Annotated in this window: 23 protein-coding genes; 16 read left to right on the forward strand and 7 right to left on the reverse strand. The window is 64.1% G+C overall.

Translation table 11 applies throughout. The features are described from left to right. Positions 1–414 precede the first annotated feature (414 nt). Positions 415–1473: a quinolinate synthase NadA gene (nadA, locus tag QD172_RS16390; protein WP_077380226.1), complete on the forward strand. Its 1059-nt coding sequence runs from the start codon at positions 415–417 to the stop codon at positions 1471–1473. Positions 1474–1584: 111 nt separating this feature from the next. On the opposite strand, the gene QD172_RS16395 is transcribed toward nadA, so the two are convergent. After that, positions 1585–3087 (reverse strand): M48 family metalloprotease, encoded by a 1503-nt coding sequence (locus QD172_RS16395; RefSeq protein ID WP_136939651.1) that lies wholly within the window; start codon positions 3085–3087, stop codon positions 1585–1587. A gap of 206 nt (positions 3088–3293) precedes the next feature. On the opposite strand from QD172_RS16395, the gene QD172_RS16400 reads away from it, so the two are divergent. Continuing rightward, on the forward strand, positions 3294–3599 hold the full coding sequence (locus QD172_RS16400; RefSeq protein WP_077380174.1) for a sulfurtransferase TusA family protein: 306 nt from the start codon (positions 3294–3296) through the stop codon (positions 3597–3599). Continuing rightward, positions 3596–4690: an AI-2E family transporter gene (locus QD172_RS16405; RefSeq protein ID WP_084207883.1), complete on the forward strand. Its 1095-nt coding sequence runs from the start codon at positions 3596–3598 to the stop codon at positions 4688–4690. Before QD172_RS16400 ends, QD172_RS16405 begins: the two co-directional genes overlap by 4 nt. Positions 4691–4858: 168 nt before the next feature. On the opposite strand, the gene QD172_RS16410 is transcribed toward QD172_RS16405, so the two are convergent. Further along, complete coding sequence (locus QD172_RS16410; RefSeq protein WP_077380170.1) at positions 4859–5335, reverse strand: peroxiredoxin; 477 nt, start codon at positions 5333–5335, stop codon at positions 4859–4861. Between the two features lie 447 nt (positions 5336–5782). Here QD172_RS16410 and dapA point away from each other — a divergent pair, with 447 nt between their 5' ends. The 4 genes from dapA to purC all read left to right on the forward strand — a co-directional run bounded on the left by dapA (position 5783) and on the right by purC (position 9385). Further along, entirely contained in the window at positions 5783–6667 is an 885-nt protein-coding gene (dapA, locus tag QD172_RS16415) for a 4-hydroxy-tetrahydrodipicolinate synthase (RefSeq protein ID WP_077380168.1), read from the forward strand. Beyond that, entirely contained in the window at positions 6667–7605 is a 939-nt protein-coding gene (locus QD172_RS16420) for a hypothetical protein (protein WP_077380166.1), read from the forward strand. Before dapA ends, QD172_RS16420 begins: the two co-directional genes overlap by 1 nt. A gap of 2 nt (positions 7606–7607) precedes the next feature. Continuing rightward, positions 7608–8474, forward strand: a complete 867-nt coding sequence (locus tag QD172_RS16425; protein ID WP_307722814.1) for an MBL fold metallo-hydrolase — start codon at positions 7608–7610, stop codon at positions 8472–8474. Between the two features lie 194 nt (positions 8475–8668). Next, entirely contained in the window at positions 8669–9385 is a 717-nt protein-coding gene (gene purC / locus QD172_RS16430; protein ID WP_077380164.1) for a phosphoribosylaminoimidazolesuccinocarboxamide synthase, read from the forward strand. Between the two features lie 157 nt (positions 9386–9542). Here purC and QD172_RS16435 read toward each other — a convergent pair whose 3' ends face one another. Both QD172_RS16435 and tsaA read right to left on the reverse strand, forming a co-directional pair. Next, positions 9543–10121 carry an NAD(P)H-dependent oxidoreductase gene (locus tag QD172_RS16435; RefSeq protein ID WP_077380162.1) on the reverse strand — a complete coding sequence of 193 codons (579 nt, stop codon included), beginning with the start codon at positions 10119–10121 and terminating at the stop codon, positions 9543–9545. A gap of 118 nt (positions 10122–10239) precedes the next feature. Next, on the reverse strand, positions 10240–10980 hold the full coding sequence (gene tsaA / locus QD172_RS16440) for a tRNA (N6-threonylcarbamoyladenosine(37)-N6)-methyltransferase TrmO (RefSeq protein WP_174775667.1): 741 nt from the start codon (positions 10978–10980) through the stop codon (positions 10240–10242). A gap of 359 nt (positions 10981–11339) precedes the next feature. Here tsaA and QD172_RS16445 point away from each other — a divergent pair, with 359 nt between their 5' ends. From QD172_RS16445 to QD172_RS16460, 4 genes are all read left to right on the forward strand, one after another. Beyond that, the gene (locus QD172_RS16445) at positions 11340–12008 is read left to right on the forward strand and encodes a methylthioribulose 1-phosphate dehydratase (protein WP_136939652.1); all 669 of its coding nucleotides are present in this window, start codon (positions 11340–11342) and stop codon (positions 12006–12008) included. Beyond that, positions 12005–12601, forward strand: a complete 597-nt coding sequence (locus QD172_RS16450) for a cupin (RefSeq protein WP_077380160.1) — start codon at positions 12005–12007, stop codon at positions 12599–12601. Before QD172_RS16445 ends, QD172_RS16450 begins: the two co-directional genes overlap by 4 nt. Next, positions 12598–13278, forward strand: coding sequence for an acireductone synthase (mtnC, locus tag QD172_RS16455; RefSeq protein ID WP_279856305.1), 681 nt, complete (start codon positions 12598–12600; stop codon positions 13276–13278). Before QD172_RS16450 ends, mtnC begins: the two co-directional genes overlap by 4 nt. Positions 13279–13385: 107 nt before the next feature. Continuing rightward, entirely contained in the window at positions 13386–13904 is a 519-nt protein-coding gene (locus QD172_RS16460) for a GNAT family N-acetyltransferase (protein WP_240499645.1), read from the forward strand. Between the two features lie 96 nt (positions 13905–14000). Here the strand turns inward: QD172_RS16460 and QD172_RS16465 are convergent, their stop codons facing one another. The 3 genes from QD172_RS16465 to nadC form a co-directional block, all read right to left on the reverse strand. After that, the gene (locus QD172_RS16465; RefSeq protein ID WP_279856306.1) at positions 14001–14795 is read right to left on the reverse strand and encodes an SDR family NAD(P)-dependent oxidoreductase; all 795 of its coding nucleotides are present in this window, start codon (positions 14793–14795) and stop codon (positions 14001–14003) included. 160 nt (positions 14796–14955) lie between these two features. Continuing rightward, positions 14956–15615, reverse strand: coding sequence for a class I SAM-dependent methyltransferase (locus QD172_RS16470; RefSeq protein ID WP_279856307.1), 660 nt, complete (start codon positions 15613–15615; stop codon positions 14956–14958). A 110-nt stretch (positions 15616–15725) separates the two neighbouring features. Further along, positions 15726–16589, reverse strand: coding sequence for a carboxylating nicotinate-nucleotide diphosphorylase (nadC, locus tag QD172_RS16475; protein ID WP_271303326.1), 864 nt, complete (start codon positions 16587–16589; stop codon positions 15726–15728). A 254-nt stretch (positions 16590–16843) separates the two neighbouring features. Between nadC and ampD the strand changes: the two genes are divergently transcribed. The 5 genes from ampD to adk all read left to right on the forward strand — a co-directional run bounded on the left by ampD (position 16844) and on the right by adk (position 24912). Then, a complete protein-coding gene (gene ampD / locus QD172_RS16480; protein WP_084207887.1) occupies positions 16844–17455 on the forward strand; it encodes a 1,6-anhydro-N-acetylmuramyl-L-alanine amidase AmpD in 612 nt (203 codons plus the stop codon). A 447-nt stretch (positions 17456–17902) separates the two neighbouring features. Then, a complete protein-coding gene (aceE, locus tag QD172_RS16485; protein WP_077380148.1) occupies positions 17903–20578 on the forward strand; it encodes a pyruvate dehydrogenase (acetyl-transferring), homodimeric type in 2676 nt (891 codons plus the stop codon). 105 nt (positions 20579–20683) lie between these two features. Then, a complete protein-coding gene (gene aceF, locus QD172_RS16490; RefSeq protein WP_279856308.1) occupies positions 20684–22732 on the forward strand; it encodes a pyruvate dehydrogenase complex dihydrolipoyllysine-residue acetyltransferase in 2049 nt (682 codons plus the stop codon). Between the two features lie 224 nt (positions 22733–22956). Beyond that, a complete protein-coding gene (locus tag QD172_RS16495) occupies positions 22957–23718 on the forward strand; it encodes a TerC family protein (protein ID WP_077380144.1) in 762 nt (253 codons plus the stop codon). A 537-nt stretch (positions 23719–24255) separates the two neighbouring features. After that, the gene (gene adk / locus QD172_RS16500; protein ID WP_077380142.1) at positions 24256–24912 is read left to right on the forward strand and encodes an adenylate kinase; all 657 of its coding nucleotides are present in this window, start codon (positions 24256–24258) and stop codon (positions 24910–24912) included. The last annotated feature ends 66 nt before the right edge of the window (positions 24913–24978 follow it).

Here is a 24978-nt window from a genome sequence, read left to right on the forward strand (position 1 = left end):
GAGCAGTTGGCTTTTAACCAATTGGTCGAAGGTTCGAATCCCTCACGACCCACCAGATCTTGCCCCGTGCCTTCATTGGCGCGGGGCAATTTTTGTTATGCGTCAGAAAGATTCCGCGGCGTTGCCTCGACGCACGCCCGGGTACCTGGCGTGAGGTCGACTGGAGCGGGGAGCGTGGCAGGCGTATCCTTGTGCGCGAGCCACGGCTCATGTCCTTCAGAGGATGACGCTCGACAGGACACCGCCAAGGGCGATAGACGCCCAAGGCACCAGTTGCAGTCTGGGGAGCCCAGCTGCAGCGCAAGGGAGGGCCGCCACGCGCCGTTCGTGCTCATGGCCGGGCCCTGACCCACTCAGCACAGGGGGAGCCCCTGTGGGCTAGGTGAGAGACACATGAACAGCCTGACAAATGCCATGCCGGGTCGTGAGGCCCACGATAGCGTCCGCGAGCAGGTGCGAGAGCACCTCGCCCGTGCGTACTGCCCGACCCGTCCCGCGGCAGGGGATGCCGCGCTGATCGCCGAGATCAAGCAGCTGCTCGTCAAGCGTGATGCCGTGCTGGTCGCCCATTACTATTGCGATGACGCCATCCAGCAGCTTGCCGAGGACACCGGCGGCTGTGTCGCGGATTCCCTCGAGATGGCGCGCTTCGGCGCCCGTCATGACGCCTCGACGTTGATCGTCGCCGGCGTGCGCTTCATGGGCGAGACCTCCAAGATCCTCTCCCCGGAGAAGCGCGTGCTGATGCCGACGCTGGAGGCGACCTGCTCGCTGGATCTGGGCTGCCCGGAAGACGAATTCGCCGCCTTCTGTGATGCCCATCCCGATCGCACCGTGGTCGTCTACGCCAACACTTCGGCGGCGGTGAAGGCGCGTGCCGACTGGGTGGTGACCTCCTCCATCGCCGTTGATGTGATCGAGCACCTCCACGCGAAGGGCGAGAAGCTGATCTGGGCCCCGGACAAGCATCTGGGCGCCTATGTGCAGAAGCAGACCGGCGCTGACATGCTGCTGTGGGATGGTGCCTGCATCGTGCATGACGAGTTCCGCGCCCAGGGCATCACCGACCTGCTCAAGGTCCACCCGGACGCCGCGGTGCTGGTGCACCCGGAATCGCCGCAGTCGGTGGTGGAGCTTGCCGACGTGGTGGGGTCCACGTCCCAGCTGATCAAGGCCGCCGTCGAGCTGCCTCACGAGCAGATGATCGTCGCCACCGACCGCGGCATCTTCTTCAAGATGCAGCAGGCAGCACCGGGCAAGCAGTTGTTCGAGGCGCCGACCGCCGGTAATGGCGCGACCTGCAAGAGCTGTGCGCACTGCCCGTGGATGGCGATGAATGGTCTCGAGAATCTGGCCGCGGTGCTGCGCCGTGATCCCGCCGAGGCCAACGGCGAGGAAATCTTCGTCGACGACAGCCTGCGTGAGCGCGCGCTCAAGCCGCTGACCCGCATGCTGGAGTTCAATCGTGGCTGATCACGCCGACGCCTGATCGACGAGAGGCGCTGCAGGCAGGCGATGCAAACCGCCGCACCCGAGGAGTCGGGGCGGCGGTTTTTCATTGTCGGCGGGAAGGGGCGGTGGAGATCAGAACGCTTCGATGGCGTTGCGGTAGTCCTTGAAGTCCTCACGCCGCGCATTGATGCGATTGGCCAGCGCGAAGTCGTCTGCCTTGCGCGCCGCCTCATCGGCCAGTTTCAGCTGGGCGAAGGCACTGTCCATGCGTCCCTCGAGCTGCTCGAATTCCGCCCGGTACAGGAAGGCTTCGGCCTGATGCCCGCTGCGGCCACTGGCCTCGGCCGCCAGATTCCAGACCTTGGGATCATCGGGATGTTCGCGGCGCATGTCTTCCAGCTGTTGGCGTGCGCTGGCGGGGTCCTGCTGCAGCCTGACCTCGGCAAGTGCCAGGCGTGTCGGCAGGTAATCCGGCTGCAGGCGCAGCAGGCGTCTGGCGCGTTGCGTGGCCTCGTCATAGCGACGTGCATCCCGGGCGACCTCGATGGCACTGGCGCTGATCAGGGTGAGGTCGGGATGCTTGTCGTGCAGGCGGTCCAGCGCGGCGAGGGCGCTGTCGATCTCGTGATTCTCGGCGGCCGCCAGTGCCTGGTAGTAGGCGATGGCATCCGGATCGGCTGAGTCCTCACGCAAGGTCACCAGCCCCTGGGAGGGCTGGCTTAGGTTGAGCGCCAGCAGGGCGCGGGCGCGTATCATCTCGTAGGCCAGCGTGCCCAGCGGATCAGGGGTCGCGGTCTCCAGGGCATCGGCACGCGCCTGGGTGTCACCGATACGTGCTTCGGTGACCGGGTGCGTCAGCAGGAATTCCGGCGCGTTGCTGCCCTGCAGGCTGGCCATGCGCTGCATGGCGCGAAACATGCGGGGCATGGCCTCGGGGTCGAAGCCGGCACGCGCCAGCGCCTCGATGCCGACACGGTCGGCCTCCTGTTCGAAGCGGCGTGAGTAGGCCAGCTGATCCGAGATCGCCGCCGCCTGGGTGCCGGCCATGGTCGCGAGACCGGCCGAGCCGCCACCGCCGGCCGCGATCACCATGCCGGCGAGAAAACCGGCCAGTGTCGGCAGGCGAGTTTCAGCCTGACGTTCCATGTTGCGGGCAAAGTGATGCTGGGAGAGGTGGCCCAGCTCGTGGGCGAGCACCGAGGCGAAGGCGTCGCGGTCCGGCGCGAAGGCGAACAGCCCCGTATTGACGCCGACCACGCCGCCGGGCACGGCGAAGGCGTTCAGCTGACTGCTGGCCACCAGGGTGATGATGAAGTCATTGCGGTCCAGCTCACTCCAGGGCGCCAGCTTGCGAACGATGCCATTGATCCAGTCCAGCGTGATAGGGTCATCCCATTCACGCACGTGGGCGCGGAACTGGCGCAGCCAGGCGCGTCCGATACGATATTCATCGTTGCTGGAAATGCCGCCGCTGGCGCTGCCCAGGTCCGGCAGTCCATAGTCGTTCTGCGCCACGGCGGAGGGGCTGGCCAGGGAGGCGCCCATCAGCGTCAGGCTGAGCAGCAGGCTGGACAGGGTGACGCGTGTGGTGCGTGCGTGACGAACGCGACCGCTCAAGGGGGACAGCAACGACATGCAGGCAATCCTCTTCAATAAGGTGCAAGGCACAGTCGGCCCGCACGACACATGAAGTGAGCCGGACTGACCTGGCGCCCCCTCACTCTCAGGGGGTGGCGGGGCGGAAAGTTGCTTTGTCAGGCAAGGTGCCCTTAAATCGGGGCGTTTTCAAGCTGCACCCTTCATGCGTGTGGCAGAACATCATAACGAGAACGGAAGGGCAGATGGCATTCGAACGACCTGGCGCTGAGACTGCGAATCCGACGGCTGATTCCACGGCCGATACCCACCTGACAACGCTCGATGCGCGCGGCCTGCACTGTCCGTTGCCGCTGCTGCGCACCAAGCTGGCACTGGCTGGCATGAGTGCCGGCGAGCAACTCGAGGTCCTCGCCAGCGACGCCGGCGCCTGGGGTGACATCCCCGCCTATCTGGCGCTGAGCGATCACGCGCTGGTCTCGCGTGAAGAGACGGCCGCGGGTGATTATCGCTTCGTGATCAAGGCGCTCACGGAGGATGACCCCTCATGACCATGAAGACCCTGTTGCGTGGCTGGTTGGAGCGCTATTTCTCCGATGAGGAAGCGGTGGTGCTGTTTCTGGTGCTGGTGCTGGTCTTCGCGGCCGTCATCTGGCTGGGCAGCATGCTGGCGCCATTCTTCACGGCCTTGATCGTCGCCTTCCTGCTGCAGAGCGGCGTGAGCTTTCTGGAGCGGTTCGGCTTGCCGCGTCTGGCCGCCGTCAGTCTGATGACGCTGGTGTTCATGGGCATCATGCTGGCCAGTGCGCTGATCCTGTTGCCGCTGGTCTGGCATCAGCTGGCCAATCTGATCCAGGAGATTCCCGGCATGTTCGCCTCGGGTCAGCGCTGGCTGGGCGAGTTGCAGCAGCGCTTCCCCGGCCTGATCACGCCGGAGCAGGTCCAGCAGTGGGTCGGCGCCGCCGGGCGTGAGCTGACCCAGTTCGGGCAACGTGCGGTGTCCCTGTCGCTGGCGTCGCTCGGCAACCTGATGGGCGTGGTGATCTATCTGGTGCTGGTGCCGATCCTGGTGTTCTTCATGCTCAAGGATCGCGAGCGGCTGGTGGAGTTCACACTGGCATTGCTGCCGCGCAAGCGCCTGCTGATGAGTCGGGTGTGGAACGAGATGGATGACCAGATCGCCAACTTCGTGCGCGGCAAGGTGATCGAGATCGTCATCGTCGGTGGCGTCAGCTACGTCACCTTCGTCATCTTCGGATTGCCGTACTCGGCGCTGCTGGCCATCGTGGTCGGTTTCTCGGTGCTGATTCCCTACATCGGGGCGGCGGGGGCGACCCTGCCGGTGGCCGCCGTGGCCGGTTTCCATTTCGGGCTGGGCGATACCTTCATGTACGTGATGATCGCCTACGGCATCATCCAGGCGCTGGACGGCAACGTGCTGGTGCCGTTGCTGTTCTCGGAGGCGGTCAATCTGCACCCGGTGGCGATCATTCTGGCCGTGCTGTTCTTCGGCGGGATCTGGGGCTTCTGGGGCGTGTTCTTCGCCATCCCGCTGGCCACGCTGATGAAGTCGCTGCTCTACGCCTGGCCGCGTCGTTCCCGCGCCGAGGCAGGCCTGCCCGAAGAAGAAGTGCAGGGATGAGCGCATGTCCCGGGCCTCGTCCCGTGTCGCCTGCATGAAAAAGCCCCGCCGATCGGCGGGGCTTTTTCATGCAGGCGAGTGGCGGCGTTTCACCGCCATGGCCCTCCAGCAGGACCCTTGCGCACAGGCAGGCCTTGACGCTCGGGGCTTGCAGCCTTCCGGCGAGCATCACTTGCCGGCGTCGAGCTCGCGGGCGGCGTCCAGCACTTCCTCGACATGGCCCTTGACCTTCACGCCACGCCATTCGCGCGCCAGATTGCCGTCGGCGTCGATCAGGAAGGTGGAGCGCACCACGCCGAGACTTTCCTTGCCCATGAATTTCTTCATGTGAATGACGTCAAAGATCTTGCACAGGGTCTCGTCCGGGTCGCTGATCAGCTCGAACGGGTAGCCCTGCTTGGCCCGGAAGTTCTCGTGGGTGCGCAGGCTGTCGCGGGAGACGCCGAGAATCACGGTGTTGGCCGCTTCGAATTCCTTGAGGTGGTCGCGGAAGTCACCGCCTTCGGTGGTACAGCCCGGCGTGTGGTCCTTCGGGTAGAAATAGATGACGGCTTGCTTGCCCTTGAGGCTCGCCGGGGTGACTTCGGTGTCACTGGTGGCTTGTGCGGTAAAATCGGGAATTGGCTGACCGAGGCTGACGCTCATCTTGCTCTCCTGGCGATGACTGACGGCCATGTGGTGGCTGACAGTATGGAATGAGGAAAAAAACCGGCAGTCATGGGCATCGGGCTTGCCCAGTTCTGCGGTATGTCCTGCATTACACGCAGGGCGCCTGAACTTGTCAAAGACGGGGCAGAACTCTTGTGTTTCACCGCCTTGGCGACCGGCGTCATCGGGCCCGTCCGGCGTGCATCTGCCCCGTGGGCAGGCGAGGGAATCCATCGCTTTGCATAACCGGTGCAGATGGCGTCTGTACAGGCTTCGATGGTCTTTGTAACATCATCACCCTTGGCGCGACTCGCGTGTCGGCGTGCCCACGCAATCAGAGTCCTGCGTCAACCAATCTATGTCAGATGTCTGTCCCCGGGATCTGCTGTTTCAACAGCACAGGGACACGCCTGGCGCATCAGGCACCAGAGGAGAATTCGAGGGATGATCACAGGTAGCATTGTCGCACTGGCGACCCCGATGAAGGCCACCGGCGAGATCGACTGGGACGCCCTGCGCCAGCTGGTCGCCTTCCACCTCGAAAATGGCACCGATGCCATCGTCGCCGCCGGCACTACCGGCGAGCCGACCACCATGTCCTTCGCGGAGCACTTCGATGTGATCCGCTGTGTGGTCGAGACGGTCGCCGGCAAGATTCCGGTCATCGCCGGGACTGGCGCCAACGCCACCTCCGAAGCCGTCGAGCTTGCTCGTTATGCCAAGGAAGTCGGTGCGGATTACTGCCTCTCCGTGGCGCCGTACTACAACAAGCCGACTCAGGAAGGGCTCTATCAGCACTTCAAGGCCGTCGCCGAGCAGGCCGGTATTCCGGTCATTCTCTACAACGTGCCGGGTCGTACCTGCTCCGATATCTACAACGAGACGGTCTTCCGCCTCGCCGAGCTCGACAACATCGTCGGCCTCAAGGATGCCACCGGCAATCTGGAGCGTGGTCAGGAGCTGATCGACCGCCTCAAGGGCACCGATTTCGCGCTCTACTCCGGTGATGACCCCACGGCCTGCGACTTCATCCTGATGGGCGGCCACGGTGACATCTCCGTGACGGCCAACGTCGCACCGCGCCTGATGCACGAGATGTGCGCCGCCGCCGTCGCCGGCGATGCCGAGCGTGCTCACCAGATCAACACGCGTCTGATGCCGCTGCACTCCGCGATGGGCGTTGAGTCCAACCCGATTCCGGTCAAGTACGCCATGCATCGCATGGCGCTGGCACCGGAAGCCGGCGTGCGTCTGCCGCTGACCTGGCTGTCCGAGCAGTATCACTCCACGGTCGATGAAGCGCTGCAACTGGCCGAGGTGCTCAACTGATGAGTCAGCGTCTTGTGCCACTGGCCCTGCTGACGGCTCTCGCGGTCGCCGGCTGCTCCAGTGATGGTTATTACTATGACCGCAACAGCGAGTATGCGGACGCCAGCATCGCGCCGCCGCTCGAGCTGCCCGAGACACGCAATCGTGCCGAATATCAGGACTCGATGCCGGTGCCACAGGCCAGCAGCGATTTCTTGGCCAGCGATGACTTCGAGGCGCCGCGTCCGCAGCCGCTGGCGACCAGCGAGAAGGGACAGCGTGAATTCGTCGCCCTGCGTCAGAGTGGCGATGCCCGCTGGCTGGCGGTGAATGCCGCGCCTGCGGCGGTCTGGACGCGCCTGCAGACCTTCGCGCGTGACCAGCAGCTGGACGTGCAGAGCATCGATGCCGGCAAGGGCGAGATCACCACCAGCCAGGGCGTGATCAGCGTCAATCAGGGCCTGCGTGCCGACGCCTCTGAAGTGCGTTGTCAGCAGGGCGGTGACGTCTCCGGCAGCTGCCTGAACGCGCTGCGTGGCTATCTGGCCGCCTCGCCTGCAGACAGCGGTGTCTCGCTGGCGGCGCAGTCGCTCAGCCGTGACGACCGGGTCCGTCTGGAAGGCCGTGACGGTACCTGGCAGATCGACCTTGCACTGGATACCGAGCGCAGCTGGGCCGAGCTGCTCTACCAGCTGCAGAAGAACTTCAACACCGACTACCAGAAGCTGGTGGATCAGAACCGCTCACGTGGCGAATTCATGGTCAACTACATCCCGCGGGAAGATCGCGACGGTGGCTGGCTGGGGATCGGCGGGGATGGCGAGCCGCTGCCGATGGTGCTCACGCTGCGTGGCGAGCAGGATCATACGCTGGTCACAGCCAAGCGCGCCGACGGTGAAGAGACCACGCCTGCACTGGCCCGCGAGCTACTCGACGCCGTGGCGTCGACGCTGCGCTGAGCATGCTGCTTGATGCGTCTGCCGCCTCATTCGACCTTGCGTCGGATGAGGCGGCTGCGTTCTCGGCGCCGGCCCGCAGCGGCGTGATGTCGATGGCCTCGCTGGGCAGTGGCAGCAAGGGCAACGGCACGCTGATACGCACGCGCGAGGCGCTGGTGCTGGTGGACTGTGGCTTCACGCTCAAGGAGAGCGAGGCGCGTCTGGCGCGGCTCGGGGTGCATCCTTCGCAGCTGGATGCCGTGCTGGTCACCCATGAACATGGTGACCATCTGGGAGGCATCGGGCCGCTGGCGCGCCGTCATGGTGTGCCGGTGCATCTGACCACGGGCACCTGGCTTGCCGGCCGCGCGAAGAAGCTGGGCACGTTGCCGAGCCGTCATCTGATCACGCCGCAGCAGGAATTCGCGATCAAGGATCTCGAGATCCTGCCGGTGACCGTGCCGCATGATGCACGTGAGCCGGTGCAGTTCGTGTTCAGCCGACGTGGCGAGACGGCCACGCGGCGTCTGGGCGTGCTGACGGACCTCGGTCACGTCAGCGAGCACGTGCTGAGCTGCTTTGCCGACTGCGATGGTCTGGTGCTGGAGTTCAACCACGACCCGCAGATGCTGGCCAGTGGCCCTTACCCGCCCAGCCTCAAGCGGCGGGTCGGTGGACGGCTCGGCCATCTGGCCAACGCCCAGGCCTGTGCCGCGCTGCCGTATCTGGGGCTGGAGCGCCTGCAGCGGCTGGTCGCCTCGCACCTGTCGGAAAGCAACAATCATCCGTCATTGGCCCGGGAGGCACTGGCCCCCTGGCTTGCGGATGACGATAGCCGCCTGATCATCGCCGCGCAGGACAGCGGCTTTGGCTGGCAGGCCATCGCCTGATACTCATGACGCCCGGTCGCTTCGCGATCGGGCGTTTGTGATTCTGGATGAGCTGACCAGATGGACAGCTCTCGAATCACGCCATACACCAACGCCACGGTCCTTCTCGACTGGGCGTGACAGACTCAAGCGTGATCGATTCATCGTCGACCGCCTCAACACTCGACGCGACTAGCGTCATCAGGGGGAATCTCATGGAAAAGCGTGAAGAGCTCTACGCTGGCAAGGCCAAATCCGTCTTCGTCACCGACGATCCGGATCTTCTGCTGCTGGAATTCCGCGACGATACCAGCGCCTTCGACGGCAAGCGTATCGAGCAGCTGGACCGCAAGGGCATGGTCAACAACAAGTTCAATGCCTTCATCATGGAGAAGCTCAAGGCGGCCGGTATCCCGACCCACTTCGAGCGTCTGGTCAGCGACAACGAGTGTCTGGTCAAGCGTCTCGACATGATGGCGGTGGAGTGCGTGGTGCGTAACATCTCCGCCGGCTCACTGGTGCGTCGTCTGGGTGTCGAGGAAGGCCTCGAGCTCAATCCGCCGACCTTCGAGCTGTTCCTCAAGAACGACGAGAAGGGCGATCCGATGATCAACGAATCGCTGGTCGAGACCTTCGGCTGGGCAGAGCCCAAGCACCTGGCGCGCGCCAAGGAACTGACCTTCCAGGTCAACGACATCCTCAAGCAGCTGTTCCTCGATGGCGGCATCCTGCTGGTCGACTACAAGCTCGAGTTCGGTGTCTTCAAGGGTGAGGTCGTGCTGGGTGACGAATTCTCGCCGGACGGCTGCCGTCTGTGGGATGCCGAGACGCGCGAGAAGCTCGACAAGGACCGCTTCCGTCAGGGTCTGGGCGGCGTGATCGAAGCCTACGAGGAAGTCGGCCGTCGTATCGGGATCGATTTCACGGCGTGAGCATGGCGTGAGGCCGCCGCCTCACTCACGATGCACGCATGAACGAGACGACCCTCCTGCCAGTGGCAGGAGGGTCGTCTCGTGTCAGAGGTTTGCATGTGCAGAGGTTCGCATGTGCAGAGGTTCGCATGTGCAGAGGTGAAGCGGTACGGAGGCGTTACCCGTGGCGCAGTCTCGCCAGTTCGATCACCTGCTGTGCGACACTCGCCAGCGCGTGATCCTGACCTTCGTCATCCAGGCTGCCATCCTCGCGAAAGGCACTGCCTGCCCGGGATACCGCGATCTGCTGGGGCGCGACCAGCATGCCGAGGTTGTTCAGATAGAGTCGCACGAACGGCAGGGCGCGCATGCCGCCCATCCCGCCCGGGGACGCCGAGACGATGCCGACCGGCATGCCGCGCAAGGCATCCATGCCGCTCTGGCCTTCGGTGTCCGGACGCGACAGCCAGTCAAAGGTGTTCTTGAGCAATGGGCTGAAGAAGCCATTGTATTCCGGGGTGGCCAGCAACAGCCCCTGATGGCTGGCAAACAGGGCCTGCAGACGGTCTGCACTGGCAGGACGCCCGTTGGCTTCTTCGCTGTCCCCATCGTAGAGCGGCATCGGGAAGTCGTTGAGGTCGAGCAGGTTGATCTCGGCTCCCTGATCGCCGGCCAGATGGGCGAGGCGAGTGATCAGGCGCCGATTGACGGAGGCCTTGCGGGTACTGGCGGCAAAGGCAAGCAGACGAATACTCATGCGGCGGACTCCCGGTGGAACACGTGAAGATGCTGGAATGCACGCCCAGTATGGTCAGGAGTCGTGACGGTTCGCCAATGCAATCTGGCATTGTCCTGATCTGGCGCCGCTCTCTCGTTCAGCTGGCCACGATGGCGGCGACCTGCATCGTCAGGCTGCCGTCGGGTTGGGTGTACGCCGTGAAGCGCACATCCACGTCCACCAGCTGCACGCCATATTGACGCTTGCCATCGGCAGCCTTGGCGGCGTGGTAGGCGGGGCGCGGGTCCTGGGCGAGCACTTCCTCGATCAGCGCGCGCAGCGTGGCACTGTCGGAGCGCTGTTCAAGCTGCTGCTCGGCCTCGTCACTGAACATGACGGCATGGCGTGGCGGCGGGGCAGGCGCGTAACCGGCACGTGCCTGGGGCACGGCATCGACCCACGGCAGATAGGGCTTGATGTCCATCACCGGCGTGCCATCCAGCAGGTCATGGCCGCGCAGCAGCAGGCGCACGCCGCTGTGCCTGCCCGTCTGTCTGCCGCCCGGCCTGTCGCTGGCGCCTGTCTCGACGCCTGCAAGCTCGACCACCGACTGGCCCAGTCGGTTGGGACGATGGGTACTGCGCGAGGCGAACACGCCGGTGCGTGCATTGCCACCCAGGCGTGGCGGGCGGATCAGCGGCGTCCAGCGTGTGGGGCTGGCGTGGAACAGGAAGTGGATCCACAGGTGGCTGAAGCCGTCAATGTCGCGCACGCAGTCCGGGTCATCGAAGGGCGGCAGCAGGTGCAGGATGGCGGTGGCATGGCGTGCCAGACCCGGCTGGCGGGGAATGCCGAACTTGTCCGGGTAGCAGCTCTCGATGATGCCCACCGGCTGCATGGTCTGTTGCCCCAGTGTCATGGCCTGCTCACGCAGATGAGGGGGCAGCAGCGGCATGCGTCTGGCCAGTGCGGCATCGCTCATCGGGCGCTCGGCCGTGTCGGCGGTCGGATGGGGGCTGGCGGGCTGATCGGAAGAGGACATGGCAAGACCGTGGCAGAGGCTGAAGTGATGACGGGGCAGGATGTCGTGTGACATCCCGGGCCGCCATGATGCCATGCTCGTCGTCGTACGGCATGACTGGTCTCGCCGGGCTGGCTTGTGTAGTCTGCCGCGAGAGCAGTGCCCAGCGGCACTGAGTCGTGATGCTGGCGTCGGAGCGAGAGCGCTCCACGCGATTCTTGAGGGCCAATCAGACCATGTCAGACCCCATCGCCATTGCCGCCACCGCCGATGGCCTGCAGCCGACGCTGGATCTTGATCATCTGGCGCAGGCGAGCCAGCAGTTGATCGAGGCCGGGCGCGCACTGGACGCTGCCGGTCAGGTGCCCGCCACGGGCGGCAACTTCTCCTGTCGCCTCAGTGATCGCCTGATGGCAGTGACTGCCTCGGGCTGCCACAAGGGCCGCCTGACCAGTGGCGATATCCTGGTCAGCGATTTCGCCGTCAGGTTGCTGGGCACATCACGCAAGGCCTCGGACGAGGCACGCCTGCATGGCCAGCTCTACGAGGATCTGCCGCAGGCGCAGGCGATTCTGCATACCCACTCCAGGGCCGCCACCGTGCTGTCGCTGTGTCATGAGGGCGACACCCTGAACCTGGAGGGCTTCGAGCTCAACAAGGCCCTGGAAGGTATCAAGAGTCATGAGACGCCAGTACGTCTGGCGGTGTTCGACAATACTCAGGACATCGATGCGCTGGCGCTGGACGTGCGGGCCCGCCTCAAGGCGGATGCCGGCCTGCATGGCTACCTGATTCGTGGTCATGGCCTCTATACCTGGGCCAGCAGCATGACGGCCTGCCGCCGGCATGTCGAAGCGCTCGATTTCCTGATGGGCTGTGAACTGGAACTGAGGAGACAGCGATGAGCTTTCTGGCCATCTACGCCGAACAGGACGCCTCGCGTCCACAGTTGATCACGACCGATGGCGCGCGGATCGCCAGCGAACTCGAGGCCGAAGGCATCCGCTTCGAGCGCTGGACGGCGGGCTGCGAGTTGCGTGATCCCACCGACCAGGCTCAGGTGCTGGCGGCCTATGCCGACGATGTCGCGCGTCTCAAGCTGGAAAACGGCTTCGTGACCGCCGACGTGATCGGTCTGACGCCGGATCACCCCGAGCGGGAAGCGCTGCGGGGCAAGTTCCTCGATGAGCATCGCCACGCGGAGCACGAGGTGCGCTTCTTCGTGCGCGGCAGCGGCATCTTCTACCTGCATCTGGGCGAGCGGGTGCTGGCGGTCGGTTGCGAGAAGGATGACCTGATCGCCGTGCCGGCCGGTACCGCGCACTGGTTCGACATGGGACCGACGCCGGACTTCACCGCCATCCGCCTGTTCACCAATCCGGAGGGCTGGGTCGCCAACTTCACCGACAACGACATCGCCGCCCGCTTCCCGCGTCATGAAGCGCTGGCGGAACACTTCACCCAGACTGCCGCCCCGCATTCCCAGGAGTCCGCATGATTCGCGCCATCGTCACTGACATCGAGGGCACCACCGGCTCGATTCGCTTCGTGCATCAGGTGCTGTTCCCCTATGCGCGCGCCAATCTGGGCGATTTCCTGCGCGCCAATGCCGAGCGCGACGATGTCGCCGAGCAGCTGGCGGCCACCCGTGAGCTGGCCGAGGCGCCCGAGGCAGACCTCGAAACCGTGATCGGCATCCTGGAAGGCTGGATCGATGCCGATCGCAAGGCCACGCCACTCAAGGCCCTGCAAGGCATGGTCTGGGCGAAGGGCTACGCGGACGGCGACTTCACCGGCCATGTGTATCCCGATGCCGTGAAGGGATTGCGTGACTGGAAGGAACGCGGGCTGTCCCTGCATGTCTATTCTTCAGGCTCGATCCAGGCGCAGAAGCTGCTGTTCGGTCACTCGGATGCCGGGGATCTCACACCGCTGTTCGCGGGCTACTTCGATACCACGACAGGGCCGAAGCAGGAGGCCGAGAGTTATCGTCGGATTGCCGCGCAACTGGGCCTGCCGGGTGCCGAGATCCTGTTCCTGTCCGATGTGGTGGCTGAGCTCGATGCCGCCGCGGCCGCCGGCTTCCAGACCTGGCAGCTGGTCCGTGAGCCCGGCATGGTCACGGGGGATCACCCTCTGGCCAATCGCTTCGATGAAGTGTCCTTCAGCGGGTGAGAGGCAGTCGCTGATCAGACGTCTCTCGACGCCCTCTGCGCCACCGCGAGTCAGCCGCATTCCCGAAAGCGAATCGCCCCGTCCCGGGGCACAAGGAGGACCTACGATTGCACAGCCAGACCGATAGCCGCGCAGCAGCCTCGCGCATCAGCATCGTGACCGCGCAGCCGCGCCACGCCGCGGATCAGGCCGAGGTGTTCTATCAGGCCGTGATGCAGGGAGCGGCCAGTCACTATGATCTGGCGCAACGCCAGCAATGGGCGTCCCGTGTGCCCAGGGATGCCGAGCGCTGGGCGGCGCGCCAGCATCGCTTCGAAGTGCTGGTGGCCGAACGGGACGGGCGCTGCATCGCCTTCTGCGAGTATGCCCCTGAATGGCCGCTGGCCCGGATCGAGATGCTCTACGTCTACCCGGGGCTGACCGGGCAGGGGATAGGCACCCGCTTGCTGGAGGAGGCCGAACAGGACCTTCGCCGACGCAAGGTGCGGGTGGTGAGTCTGGAGGCCAGTCTGATGCTGTCGCCAGGGCTTGCACGCCGCGGCTGGGAGAGTCTGGGGCTTGAGCACGTCAAGCGAGGCGGTATCTGCCTCAAGCGCGAGCGCTTCGAGAAACGTCTCGACGAGTGACGCGTGCGTCACGGTGATATCGGACATGAAGACGCCCCCACCGGTCACCCGGTGGGGGCGTCTTGCGTTCGACAGGGTAACGGACCTGGCTGGCGATCAGGCCATGGTATCGACGATACCGCCTTCCACCCGCAGCGCGGCACCTGTCGTGGCACTGGCCTGCTCGGAGGCCGCGTAGACGCTCATGTTGGCGACTTCCTCGGGGCTTGCCATGCGCTGGAGGATGGAGGTGGGGCGGGTCTGCTGGACGAAGTCGGCCTCGACCTCCTCAAGCGTCCTGCCTTGCTCCTCGGCGTTCTTCTTGAGCATCTCGAGCACGCCCTCGGAGCGGGTCGGCCCGGGCAGGATGGCGTTGACGGTGACCTGCGTGCCGGACAGCACCTTGGCGAGCCCGCGTGAGACGGACTGGACGGCGGACTTGGTCATGCCGTAATGGACCATCTCGCTGGGGATGTTGAGCGCCGACTCGCTGGACAGGAACTGGATGCGCCCCCAGTCGCGCTCCTTCATGCCGCGCGCATAGTGGCGGGACAGGCGTACCGCCGACATCACGTTGACCTGGAAGAACTGCTCCCAGGTGTCATCGTCGGTCTCGAAGAAGTCCTGTGGGGCGAAGATGCCGACATTGTTGATCAGGATGTCGGTGTCCGGGACGGTCTGGATCAGCGTGTCGCAGCCTTCGCGCGTGCCCAGGTCCGCGGCCACGCCCTGTACCCTGCTGTCAGGGACGTCACGCTTGAGCTGGGCGATGGCGTCATCGACACGTGCCTGGGTACGGCCGGTCAGGGTGACGCTGGCACCCGCGCGGGCGAGTCCCGTCGCGATGGCAAGGCCGATGCCGGCGGTGGAACCACTGATGATGGCGCTGCGTCCGTGTAGATCAATCTGCATGCAACCTCCTTCACGGCAAGCGACGGCGTTCGCACACGATGTCCCGGCACCTGGGTAAGTGCCGGGACAACGGCCACGAATCGGCTCGCTGCTGTCATCTGGATGTCCTTGTTGCGTGGCGGTGCCGGGCGCGCAATGCAAGGGGCAGCGCCGGTGCGGATCAGATCTTGCGAAGGTGCATGTGACGCAACAGGCCGCCAGGCCCGAGGTCGCGGTCTTCCATGCGCTGTAGGGCATGCCCTTCCAGCAGGCCATCGAGAGGCACGCTGAGATTGGTGGCCAGCAGGCGGGCCAGCGGATTGAGCAGCCGCCGGATCACCCCGGCTGGCTGTTGACCGCGCAAGCCCTTGTCGAGCAGGGACATCTCGCCGTCCGATGCCAGCACGCGCAATGCTTCATCGAAGGCTGTCTGCGGTTCTGGCACGACCGCGAAGATCAGGTGGGCGATCACGACGTCAAAGTGGCCATCGGGAAAGTCGAGTGCCATGGCATTGCCCAGCTTGACGTTGGCATCGAAGCCCAGCGCCTCGGCGCGCTCGCGGCAGCGGCGCAGCATGGCGGGCGAGGCATCGACCACCTCAAGCTCGATGTCACGGGGCAGGAAGGGCAGGTCGAGCCCGGTACCGCCGCCGAGCAGCAGCACGCGAGTCCCGGCTTTCAGGTCCAGTGTCGCGATGGCGTCTCGGCGTGCCGAGCGGAGGACACGCGCTGCCACGCGGTCGTAGACCGGTGCGTAGAGGCTCCAGCGGCGGGTCTGCCAGCGTCCGCCTGACACCGTGGAGGCGGCAGGCGGACGCTGATGAGGAGATGGCGAGGACATGGGGCGCCTCCCTGGCGGTATGGCAAGGCGTCATGAAGATGGGCCGGCGTCACCGGTGGCATCAGCAGGACAGGAGCTGACCAGCAGGAAGGCACTCACCTGTCATCTGGCTAGCGGGTCTCGACAGTGTAGATGCGCATCGACAGGTCGATGGCCGTCACGTCCTTGGTCAGCGCGCCGATCGAGATGCAATCCACGCCGGTGGCGGCGATGCCGGCCAGGGTGCTCTCGTTGACGTTGCCCGAGGCTTCCAGCACGGCTGGCCTGGCATGCGCCTTGTTGCGCGCGACGGCCTCGATGAGCTGATCGTTGTTGAAGTTGTCGAGCATGATGACGTCGGCACCGGCATCCAGCGCCTGTTCCAGCTCCGCGAAATTCTCGACTTCCACTTCGCAGGTCAGGTCCGAGGCGATATCGCGTGCCTCACGGACGGCGGCCGCGATGCTGCCACAGGCGGCGATATGGTTTTCCTTGATCAGGAAGGCGTCATACAGGCCGATGCGATGATTGTGGCCGCCCCCGCAGCTGACGGCGTATTTCTGGGACACTCGCATGCCGGGCAGCGTCTTGCGGGTATCCAGCAGACGCACGCCGCTGCCTTCCACGAGTGAAGCGTAGTGGTGGGCGCGGGTCGCGGTGCCGGACAGCGTCTGCAGCAGATTGAGTGCTGCGCGCTCTCCGGTCAGCAGCGAGCGAGCGGGGCCTTCCAGCTCAAGGAAGGGCGTGTCGGCCTCGAGTCGGTCACCATCGCTGGCCAGCCACTTGAGACTGACACGCGAGTCGAGGCGACGAAAGAGCTCATCCACCCAGGGCACGCCGCACAGAATGGCCGCCTCACGGCTGATCACCCGGGCCTTGGCCCACTGTCTTTCGGGAATCAGCTCGGCGGTGATGTCGCCACCGCCAACATCTTCGGCGAGCAGGCGGGCGGCACTGGTGCGGATATCCTCGGCGAGGGCGTCGTGGAAGTTCATGCGCGTCTGATCCTTGTGCAAGAAGTGCTGCCGGAGCTGGTATCGCGCCGCAGGAAGCCCCCCGACACAGACCCATGGCTGCCGAGCATGCCATAATGTGCGCCATTATAGGAAAAGCCGCGCGGGCGGTCAGTCCCTGTGTGCGATACCGGTGCGATATCTCGCCTGACGGTGCACCGGGCCGGCAGGGTCACGATCAGGCCGTCATGAAACTCACGCCCCGCGTGCAATGTCGTTCCCGTCTGGAGTCATCGATGCCCCCCTCGTCTTCCTCCCCATGGTCGGGCCAGCTGGCGCGACTGGCCGTCACCCCTGAGCACTGGCTGGAAAATGCCCGTCAGGTACCGTCGCCCAACCACAATGCGCGTCCCGAGGGCGAAGTGTCGGCATTGGTGCTGCATTCCATCAGCCTGCCACCGGGGCGCTTCGGAGGGCCGGCCATCGAGCAGCTGTTCACCAATCAGCTCGACCCCGGTGCCCATCCCTACTTTGCCGACATCCATCATCTGCGCGTCTCGGCGCATGTGCTGATCCAGCGTGATGGTCGTCTGGTGCAGTTCGTGCCCTTCGATCGTCGTGCCTGGCATGCGGGGCGGTCGCGCTGGCATGACGGAGCGCGTGAGCGCGTGGAGCTCAATGACTTCAGCATCGGCATCGAGCTCGAGGGCGATGAGGTGCACCCCTACCGCGAGGTGCAGTACCGGACGCTGGCACGGACGGTCGCCGGCCTGATGGCCCGCTACCCGGCGCTGACCCGTGAGCGCATCACCTCGCATGCGCGGATTGCGCCGTTGCGCAAGACGGATCCTGGTCCCGCCTTTGACTGGGCTTACTTCGATCGCCTGCTGGACGACATTCAGGACTAAGGTCGCAAGTGCCTCGCGATGGTGCAATGCAGCATGCAGGGGCCGGATTCCGGTCAGGGAGCGTAGCCACGGGGCGCGTTGGTAGTTTTATTACAAGACGTGCTCCAGGCGACGGCTGGCATGCGGCGGGAAATCCCGCTCGGCACTGGCCGAGACCCGCACGGCCACGGCGGTGCCAGTCCATGGCGCACGGCTGCGCGGCCATGCGCACCGAATTGGCACGGGGGGGTGTTTGCGGTATCTTTCACGCCAAATGACTGCATCTTGTGCCCTGCTTTGACGCACGAAGCACAACGCATCTGGCAGCCGGAGTCTCCGGTTGCCGCGGTTTTATCGGAGACGCGGCCCACTCAGAAGGCTGTGCCCACACTGAAGAGCGCCACTGGTTCCGATGTAGCATTTCGTCGGAACAACTGACAAAAAATTTCTTCACTCGGAGAGACGTCTATGAGTCTGGAGGCAAGAGAAGATCTCGATCCGATCGAAACCACGGAATGGTTGGACTCCCTGGAATCGGTTCTGGATCGTGAGGGTGAGGATCGTGCCCAGTACCTGATGTCACGCCTGGCCGACCGCCTGCGTCGTGATGGCCATCAAGTACCCTTCTCGGTGACCACGCCCCATCGCAACAGTATCCCCGTGCACCGCGAAGCGCGCATGCCGGGCGACCTGTTCATGGAGCGTCGTATCCGTTCGCTTATCCGCTACAACGCCATCGCTCAGGTGATCCGCAACAACCGTGCCCACAAGGGCCTGGGCGGTCACATCTCGAGCTTCATGTCCAGTGCGACGCTTTATGATGTAGGTTTCAACCACTTCTTCCGTGCACCGGAAGGCGATTTCGAAGGTGACCTGCTGTATATCCAGGGCCACGTGGCACCGGGTATCTATGCACGTTCCTTCCTGGAAGGTCGTCTCAGCCAGGAGCAGATGGACAGCTTCCGTCAGGAAGTCGACGGCAATGGCCTGTCCTCCTATCCGCACCCGTGGCTGATGCCGGATTACTGGCAGTTCCCGACCGTCTCCATGGGTCTGGGCCCGATCCAGGCGATCTACCAGGCGCACGTCATGAAGTACCTCAACTCGCGTGAGTTGAAGTCCATGTACGACCGCAAGGTGTGGTGCTTCATGGGTGACGGCGAGTGTGACGAGCCGGAATCCCTGGGTGCCATCTCGCTGGCGGGTCGCGAGAACCTCGACAACCTGATCTTCGTCATCAACTGCAACCTGCAGCGTCTTGATGGTCCGGTGCGCGGCAACGGCCGCATCATGGACGAGCTGGAAGGCGTCTTCCGTGGTGCCGACTGGAACGTGCTCAAGGTCACCTGGGGTCGCTTCTGGGATCCGCTGTTCGAGCAGGACAAGAAAGGCATCCTGCAGAAGCGCATGGACGAGGCGGTCGACGGCGACTACCAGAACTACAAGGCCAATGGCGGCGCGTACACGCGTGAGCACTTCTTCGGCAAGTACCCGGAGACGGCCGATCTGGTCAAGGACATGTCAGACGACGACATCTGGCGTCTGAACCGTGGTGGCCACGACCCGTACAAGGTCTACGCGGCGTATCACGAGGCGGTCAACAACGCCAATGGTCGTCCGACCGTCATCCTGGCGCACACCGTCAAGGGTTACGGCATGGGCATGGGCGATGGCGAAGCGGCCAACGAAGCCCACCAGGTCAAGACCATGGAGCACGAAGCGCTCAAGACCTTCCGTGATCGCTTCGGTATCCCGCTGACCGACGAGCAGCTCGAGGAAGTGCCGTACTACAAGCCGGCGGACGACAGCCCGGAAATGAAGTACATGCACCTCATGCGCGAACGTCTGAACGGCTACCTGCCCCAGCGTCGCACCGAGTATGAAACGCTGGAAATCCCGCCGCTGGACGACAAGATCTTCGCGTCCCAGCTCAAGGGCTCCAACGGTCGCGAAGTGTCCACCACCATGGCCTTCGTGCGCGTGCTCAACGGTCTGGTCAAGCACAAGACCCTCGGCGAGCGTGTCGTGCCGATCATTCCTGACGAAGCGCGTACCTTCGGCATGGAAGGCATGTTCCGTCAGCTGGGCATCTACACCGCGGCAGGCCAGAAGTACGAGCCGGTCGACAAGGGTCAGATCATGTATTACCGCGAGGACCAGAAAGGTCAGGTCCTCGAGGAAGGTATCTCCGAAGCGGGCGCCATGTCCGCGTGGGTGGCGGCGGCAACGTCCTACGCCAACCACAACCTGCCGCTGATGCCGTTCTACGTCTACTACTCGATGTTCGGCTTCCAGCGCATCGGTGATCTGGCGTGGGCCGCAGGCGATCTGCAGGCACGTGGCTTCCTGGTCGGCGGGACCGCCGGGCGTACTACCCTGAACGGTGAAGGTCTGCAGCACCAGGATGGCCACAGCCATATCCTGGCCTCGACCATCCCGAACTGCCGCACCTACGACCCGACCTATGCTCACGAAGTGGCGGTCATCGTGCAGGACGGCATGAAGCGCATGTTCGAGCAGCACGAGCCGGTCTTCTACTACCTGGCGGTGATGAACGAGAACTACGAGCAGCCGGAACTTGAAACGGTGCCCGCAGACGACATCATCAAGGGCATGTACCTGCTCAAGGAAGGCGCGAAGGACGGCAAGGCACGCGTTCAGCTGCTGGGTTCCGGCACCATCCTGCGTGAAGTCGAAGCCGCTGCCGTGATGCTGAAGGACGACTACGGTGTCGATGCCGACATCTGGAGCGTCACCAGCTTCAACGAGCTGCGTCGCGAAGCGCTGGAACTGGATCGTCAGGCCTTCCTCAAGCCGGAAGAGACCCCGGCCAAGCCGCACATCACCCAGTGCCTGGAAGGACGTGACGGCCCGGTGGTGGCGGCCACTGACTACATGAAGCTGTTTGCTGACCAGGTTCGCGCCTGGGTGCCGGCTGACTATCACGTGCTCGGTACCGATGGTTTCGGTCGTTCCGATACCCGCGAGAAGCTGCGTCACTTCTTCGAAGTCGACCGCAACTTCGTCACCGTCCAGGCCCTGAAGGCGCTGGCGGATCGTGGTGAGATCGACCGCAAGGTGGTCGCGGAAGCGATCAAGACCTACGGCATCGACCCCAACAAGCCGAATCCGCTGAGCGTCTGAGCGGAGATCGCGGAACAGGCGAGCGGCACTCCATCCTCGACATCAAGATGATGCGAAGGTGATTCGGGTGTCGCTCCCCGTGCACGTTTTGGAAGGAGCACGATCTTGAGCAGCGAAATCATCAAGGTTCCCGACATTGGCGGTAGTTCCGATGTCGAGATCATCGAGATACCGGTGGCGGTCGGAGATGTCATCTCCGCCGAAGACACCATGATCACTCTTGAGTCCGACAAGGCCAGCATGGATGTGCCGGCACCGAAGGGCGGCAAGGTGGTGAAGATTCTCGTCAAGGAAGGCGACACCGTCTCCGAAGGCGACGACATCCTGGAGCTGGAAGCGGAAGGCGGTGGTGACACCTCCTCTGATGCTTCTGACGAGCAGGAAGCGCCGAAGGAAGAGGCTCCCAAGCAGGAAGCGTCTGAGCAGCAGGCGCCGAAAGAGGCCGCTGCTGCACCGAAGGCCGCTTCCGGTGGTACCCGGACCGTCGACATCGTCGTGCCGGACCTGGGCGACTCAGAGGCCGTGCCGATCATCGAGATGGCGGTCTCCGAAGGCGACGAAGTCGACGCCGAGGATGCGCTGATCACGCTGGAGTCCGACAAGGCCAGCATGGACGTCCCGAGCCCGCACAAGGGCAAGATCGTCAAGCTGACCGTCAAGGAAGGCGACAACGTCGCGTCCGGTGATGTCATCGGTCAGATGGAAATCGCCGGTGAAGGCGGTGACAGTGCGGCGGAATCAGCGCCGGCGGAAGAATCCTCCGCGTCTGCGTCTGAGTCTGAAGAGACCGCCTCTGAAGCGCCGGCTGCCGAAGAAGAGCCGGCCTCCGGTGAGCCGGCCTCCGGTGAGCCGGAGCGCAAGGAATTGCGTGTCCCGGATCTCTCCGGCAGCGACAGCGTGCCGATCATCGAGATGGCCGTGGCCGTCGGTGATGAGGTCAACGAGGAAGACGCGCTGATCACGCTGGAATCCGACAAGGCGACCATGGACATCCCGAGCCCCTACAAGGGCAAGGTGGTGGAGCTTTCCGTCAAGGAAGGCGACACCGTGTCCGAGGGCGACCTGATCGGTTACCTCGAGGTCGCCGGTGCCAAGCCTGCGCCGAAGGCTGCCAAGGCGGAGGCTCCGGCCGCGCCCAAGGCAGACAAGGCCGAGCAGAAGCCTGAGCCGACACCGGCCGGTACGCCGAGCCCGGAAGCCCAGATGGCGGCCCACAAGCCGAGCAAGGGTGCCAAGGTCCACGCAGGGCCTGCGGTTCGCTTGCTGGCGCGTGAGTTCGGTGTCGATCTGGCGGACGTCTCCGGCAGCGGTCCGAAGGGCCGTGTGGTGAAGGAAGATGTCCAGGCCTACGTCAAGCAGATGATGCAGAAGGCCAAGTCCGCACCGGCAGCCCCTGCCGCGCAGGCCACCGGCGGTGCCGGTATCCCGCAGGTGCCGGATCAGGACTTCAGCCAGTTCGGTGAGATCGAAGAGTCGAAGATGGGCCGCCTGATGAAGGCGGGTGCCACCAACCTGCATCGCAGCTGGCTCAACGTCCCGCACGTGACCCAGTTCGATGAAGCCGACATCACCGAGCTCGAGGCCTTCCGCAAGTCCATGAAGGCCGAGGCGGAAGCGGCAGGCGCCAAGCTCACGCCGCTGCCGTTCATGATCAAGGCGGCTGCCCACGCGCTGGCCAAGTATCCGCAGTTCAACGTCAGCCTCAAGTCTGACGGCGAGACCCTGGTGCACAAGAAATACGTGCACATCGGTATCGCGGTGGATACGCCGGACGGCCTGATGGTGCCGGTGATCCGCAATGCGGATCAGAAGAGCCTGCTGGAGCTGGCCCGCGAATCCGTGGAGCTGGCCAAGAAGGCGCAGACCAAGAAGCTCAAGCGCGAAGAGATGACCGGTGGTTGTTTCACCATCTCGAGCCTTGGCTCCATTGGGGGTACTGCCTTCACGCCGATCGTCAACACGCCGGAAGTCGCCATCCTGGGTGTCTCCAAGGCGCAGATGAAGCCGGTGTGGGATGGCGCTGCCTTCCAGCCGCGCCTGATGATGCCGCTGTCGCTGTCCTACGATCACCGGGCGGTGAACGGGGCGGATGCAGCACGCTTCACGGCGTATCTGGCTCAGGTGCTGACCGACGTGCGTCGTCTGCTGCTCTGATCCGTACCTTGCATGACAAGGGCAGGTGCCAGATGGCCTGTCGACAGAACGGCCTCCTTCGGGAGGCCGTTTTTTTTGTGCATGTCCGTTGGCGTGGCAGGGCGGCGACAGCTGTTGCTGCCCTGCACAACATGCGATGCTTCACGCCAACCTGCCGCGATCTGCCGCATCGTGCTGGCACTACCCGGGAAGGCCGGTTCTCGCAACACACAAGGAGCAAGACAATGGAATGGTTGATGGACCCTTCGGCATGGGTGGCTCTGGCGACCCTGACCGCGCTTGAGATCGTGCTGGGCATCGACAACATCATCTTCCTGTCGATTCTGGTCGCGCGCCTGCCCGAGGCTCAGCGCCAACGTGGCCGCATGATCGGTCTCGGCCTGGCGATGGGCATGCGCATCGTGCTGTTGATGTCGTTGTCGTGGCTGATGTCACTGACGACACCGTTGTTCAGCGTGCTGGATTTCAGCTTCTCCGGGCGGGATCTGATCCTGGTCTTCGGGGGGCTGTTCCTGCTCGGCAAGAGCACCCATGAGATCCATGCCAACCTCGAGGGTGAGGACCCGGCGGAAGAGGGCGCGAAGAAGGGCGGTGCCAGCTTCATGGCGATCATGGTCCAGATCGCGTTGATCGATATCGTCTTCTCGCTGGATTCGGTGATCACGGCGGTGGGCATGGTCGACCATCTGACGGTGATGATCATCGCGATCGTCATCTCGGTGGGCATCATGATGGTGGCGGCCAAGCCGATCGGTGATTTCGTCGATCGCCACCCGACCATCAAGATGCTGGCCCTGTCCTTCCTGATCATGGTCGGCATGATGTTGATGGTCGAAGGCTTCGGCGTCCATGTGCCCAAGGGCTACATCTACGTGGCGATGGCCTTCTCGCTGGCGGTGGAAATGCTCAACATCCGGCTGCGCGGCAAGCGGGCCAAGGCGGTGCGGCTACGTCGCAGCAGCCAGGCGGAAGAGGTCGCCGAGTGAGGTCATGACCCCCAGGCCATGACGCCTGAACCCTGAAATGAGTGGAACCCTGCCATGACGCCCCTGCGACCGAGTGCCGCGGGGGCGTCATGCCATCGTGAGGCTGGATCACGAGGCGCTGCACGCGCCGATCGCCTCGCCCGTCATCAATGAGCCAAAACAGTGCCAAGGGGCGTCATGCGCGCCTTTGGTGTGCTTGTGCGATGGCCGTGTGAGCGGTATCGTCAGCCCTTGCGTTGCATAGCGATGACATAATGAGATCGTCAGTGCGTGGAGAGTGTTCGTCACGCCACCAGTCGGTCCGCTTCCTGTTTCATCCTGGTCGCAAGCCGCTCGAGGCCCCGTGGCTGTCTCCTTCACTGTCATGTCGATGGGGAGACACTGCGCAGGTCAGCGCGTGAGCCGAGTCGTCTTGAGCGCTCGGCGGCCAGAGCGCCTCGGATGGCCATCTGCCGTCGAGGGCAGGGTACACAAGCCCGGATGACCCATTTACACCCGTTTCACGCTTTTCATTTGCACACTCAAGGAGCAGTACCGATGCGTTTGATCCTGTTGGGCGCCCCCGGCGCCGGCAAGGGCACTCAGGCCCAGTTCATCTGCGAGCGTTTCAACATCCCGCAGATTTCCACCGGAGACATGTTGCGTGCAGCGGTCAAGGCCGGCAGCGAGCTGGGGCTCAAGGTCAAGGAGATCATGAATACCGGCGGGCTGGTGTCCGACGAGATCATCATCGCTCTGGTCAAGGAACGCATCAGCCAGCCCGACTGCGAGAACGGCTTCCTGTTCGATGGCTTCCCGCGCACCATTCCGCAGGCTGACGCCATGAAGGAAGCGGGTGTGAAGCTGGACCACGTGGTCGAGATCGCCGTGGCGGACGAGGAAATCGTCAAGCGCCTGTCCGGTCGTCGTGTGCACCCGGATTCCGGTCGTGTCTATCACATCGAGTACAACCCGCCGCGCGAGGAAGGCAAGGACGACGTCACTGGCGAAGCCTTGATCCAGCGTGAAGATGACCGTGAAGCCACGGTGCGCAACCGTCTGTCCGTCTACCATGAGCAGACCGAGCCGCTGGTCGAGTACTACTCCAGCTGGTCTGCCACTGGCGATGCCCAGGCACCGGCCTACCATCGCATCGAAGGCATCGGCTCCGTCGATGACATTCGTGCCCAGCTGGTCAGCGCGCTGGAGCAGTGAGTCGCGTTGCCTGAGACGGCATGAGGACTATGGCGCCGCCATGGCCCGCATGATGTGCTCTTTCGG

Source organism: Cobetia sp. 10Alg 146 (assembly GCF_029846385.1).
In the GTDB taxonomy this organism is placed as follows: domain Bacteria; phylum Pseudomonadota; class Gammaproteobacteria; order Pseudomonadales; family Halomonadaceae; genus Cobetia; species Cobetia marina.

What these genes read in the sequence shown, in the direction of transcription:
- nadA (WP_077380226.1), top strand. Translation starts at nt 415, where the DNA reads ATGCCGGGTCGTGAGGCCCACGATAGCGTCCGCGAGCAGGTGCGAGAG.
- QD172_RS16395 (WP_136939651.1), bottom strand. Translation starts at nt 3,087, where the DNA reads ATGTCGTTGCTGTCCCCCTTGAGCGGTCGCGTTCGTCACGCACGCACC.
- QD172_RS16400 (WP_077380174.1), top strand. Translation starts at nt 3,294, where the DNA reads ATGGCATTCGAACGACCTGGCGCTGAGACTGCGAATCCGACGGCTGAT.
- QD172_RS16405 (WP_084207883.1), top strand. Translation starts at nt 3,596, where the DNA reads ATGACCATGAAGACCCTGTTGCGTGGCTGGTTGGAGCGCTATTTCTCC.
- QD172_RS16410 (WP_077380170.1), bottom strand. Translation starts at nt 5,335, where the DNA reads ATGAGCGTCAGCCTCGGTCAGCCAATTCCCGATTTTACCGCACAAGCC.
- dapA (WP_077380168.1), top strand. Translation starts at nt 5,783, where the DNA reads ATGATCACAGGTAGCATTGTCGCACTGGCGACCCCGATGAAGGCCACC.
- QD172_RS16420 (WP_077380166.1), top strand. Translation starts at nt 6,667, where the DNA reads ATGAGTCAGCGTCTTGTGCCACTGGCCCTGCTGACGGCTCTCGCGGTC.
- QD172_RS16425 (WP_307722814.1), top strand. Translation starts at nt 7,608, where the DNA reads ATGCTGCTTGATGCGTCTGCCGCCTCATTCGACCTTGCGTCGGATGAG.
- purC (WP_077380164.1), top strand. Translation starts at nt 8,669, where the DNA reads ATGGAAAAGCGTGAAGAGCTCTACGCTGGCAAGGCCAAATCCGTCTTC.
- QD172_RS16435 (WP_077380162.1), bottom strand. Translation starts at nt 10,121, where the DNA reads ATGAGTATTCGTCTGCTTGCCTTTGCCGCCAGTACCCGCAAGGCCTCC.
- tsaA (WP_174775667.1), bottom strand. Translation starts at nt 10,980, where the DNA reads ATGCAGCCGGTGGGCATCATCGAGAGCTGCTACCCGGACAAGTTCGGC.
- QD172_RS16445 (WP_136939652.1), top strand. Translation starts at nt 11,340, where the DNA reads ATGTCAGACCCCATCGCCATTGCCGCCACCGCCGATGGCCTGCAGCCG.
- QD172_RS16450 (WP_077380160.1), top strand. Translation starts at nt 12,005, where the DNA reads ATGAGCTTTCTGGCCATCTACGCCGAACAGGACGCCTCGCGTCCACAG.
- mtnC (WP_279856305.1), top strand. Translation starts at nt 12,598, where the DNA reads ATGATTCGCGCCATCGTCACTGACATCGAGGGCACCACCGGCTCGATT.
- QD172_RS16465 (WP_279856306.1), bottom strand. Translation starts at nt 14,795, where the DNA reads ATGCAGATTGATCTACACGGACGCAGCGCCATCATCAGTGGTTCCACC.
- QD172_RS16470 (WP_279856307.1), bottom strand. Translation starts at nt 15,615, where the DNA reads ATGTCCTCGCCATCTCCTCATCAGCGTCCGCCTGCCGCCTCCACGGTG.
- nadC (WP_271303326.1), bottom strand. Translation starts at nt 16,589, where the DNA reads ATGAACTTCCACGACGCCCTCGCCGAGGATATCCGCACCAGTGCCGCC.
- ampD (WP_084207887.1), top strand. Translation starts at nt 16,844, where the DNA reads ATGCCCCCCTCGTCTTCCTCCCCATGGTCGGGCCAGCTGGCGCGACTG.
- aceE (WP_077380148.1), top strand. Translation starts at nt 17,903, where the DNA reads ATGAGTCTGGAGGCAAGAGAAGATCTCGATCCGATCGAAACCACGGAA.
- QD172_RS16495 (WP_077380144.1), top strand. Translation starts at nt 22,957, where the DNA reads ATGGAATGGTTGATGGACCCTTCGGCATGGGTGGCTCTGGCGACCCTG.
- adk (WP_077380142.1), top strand. Translation starts at nt 24,256, where the DNA reads ATGCGTTTGATCCTGTTGGGCGCCCCCGGCGCCGGCAAGGGCACTCAG.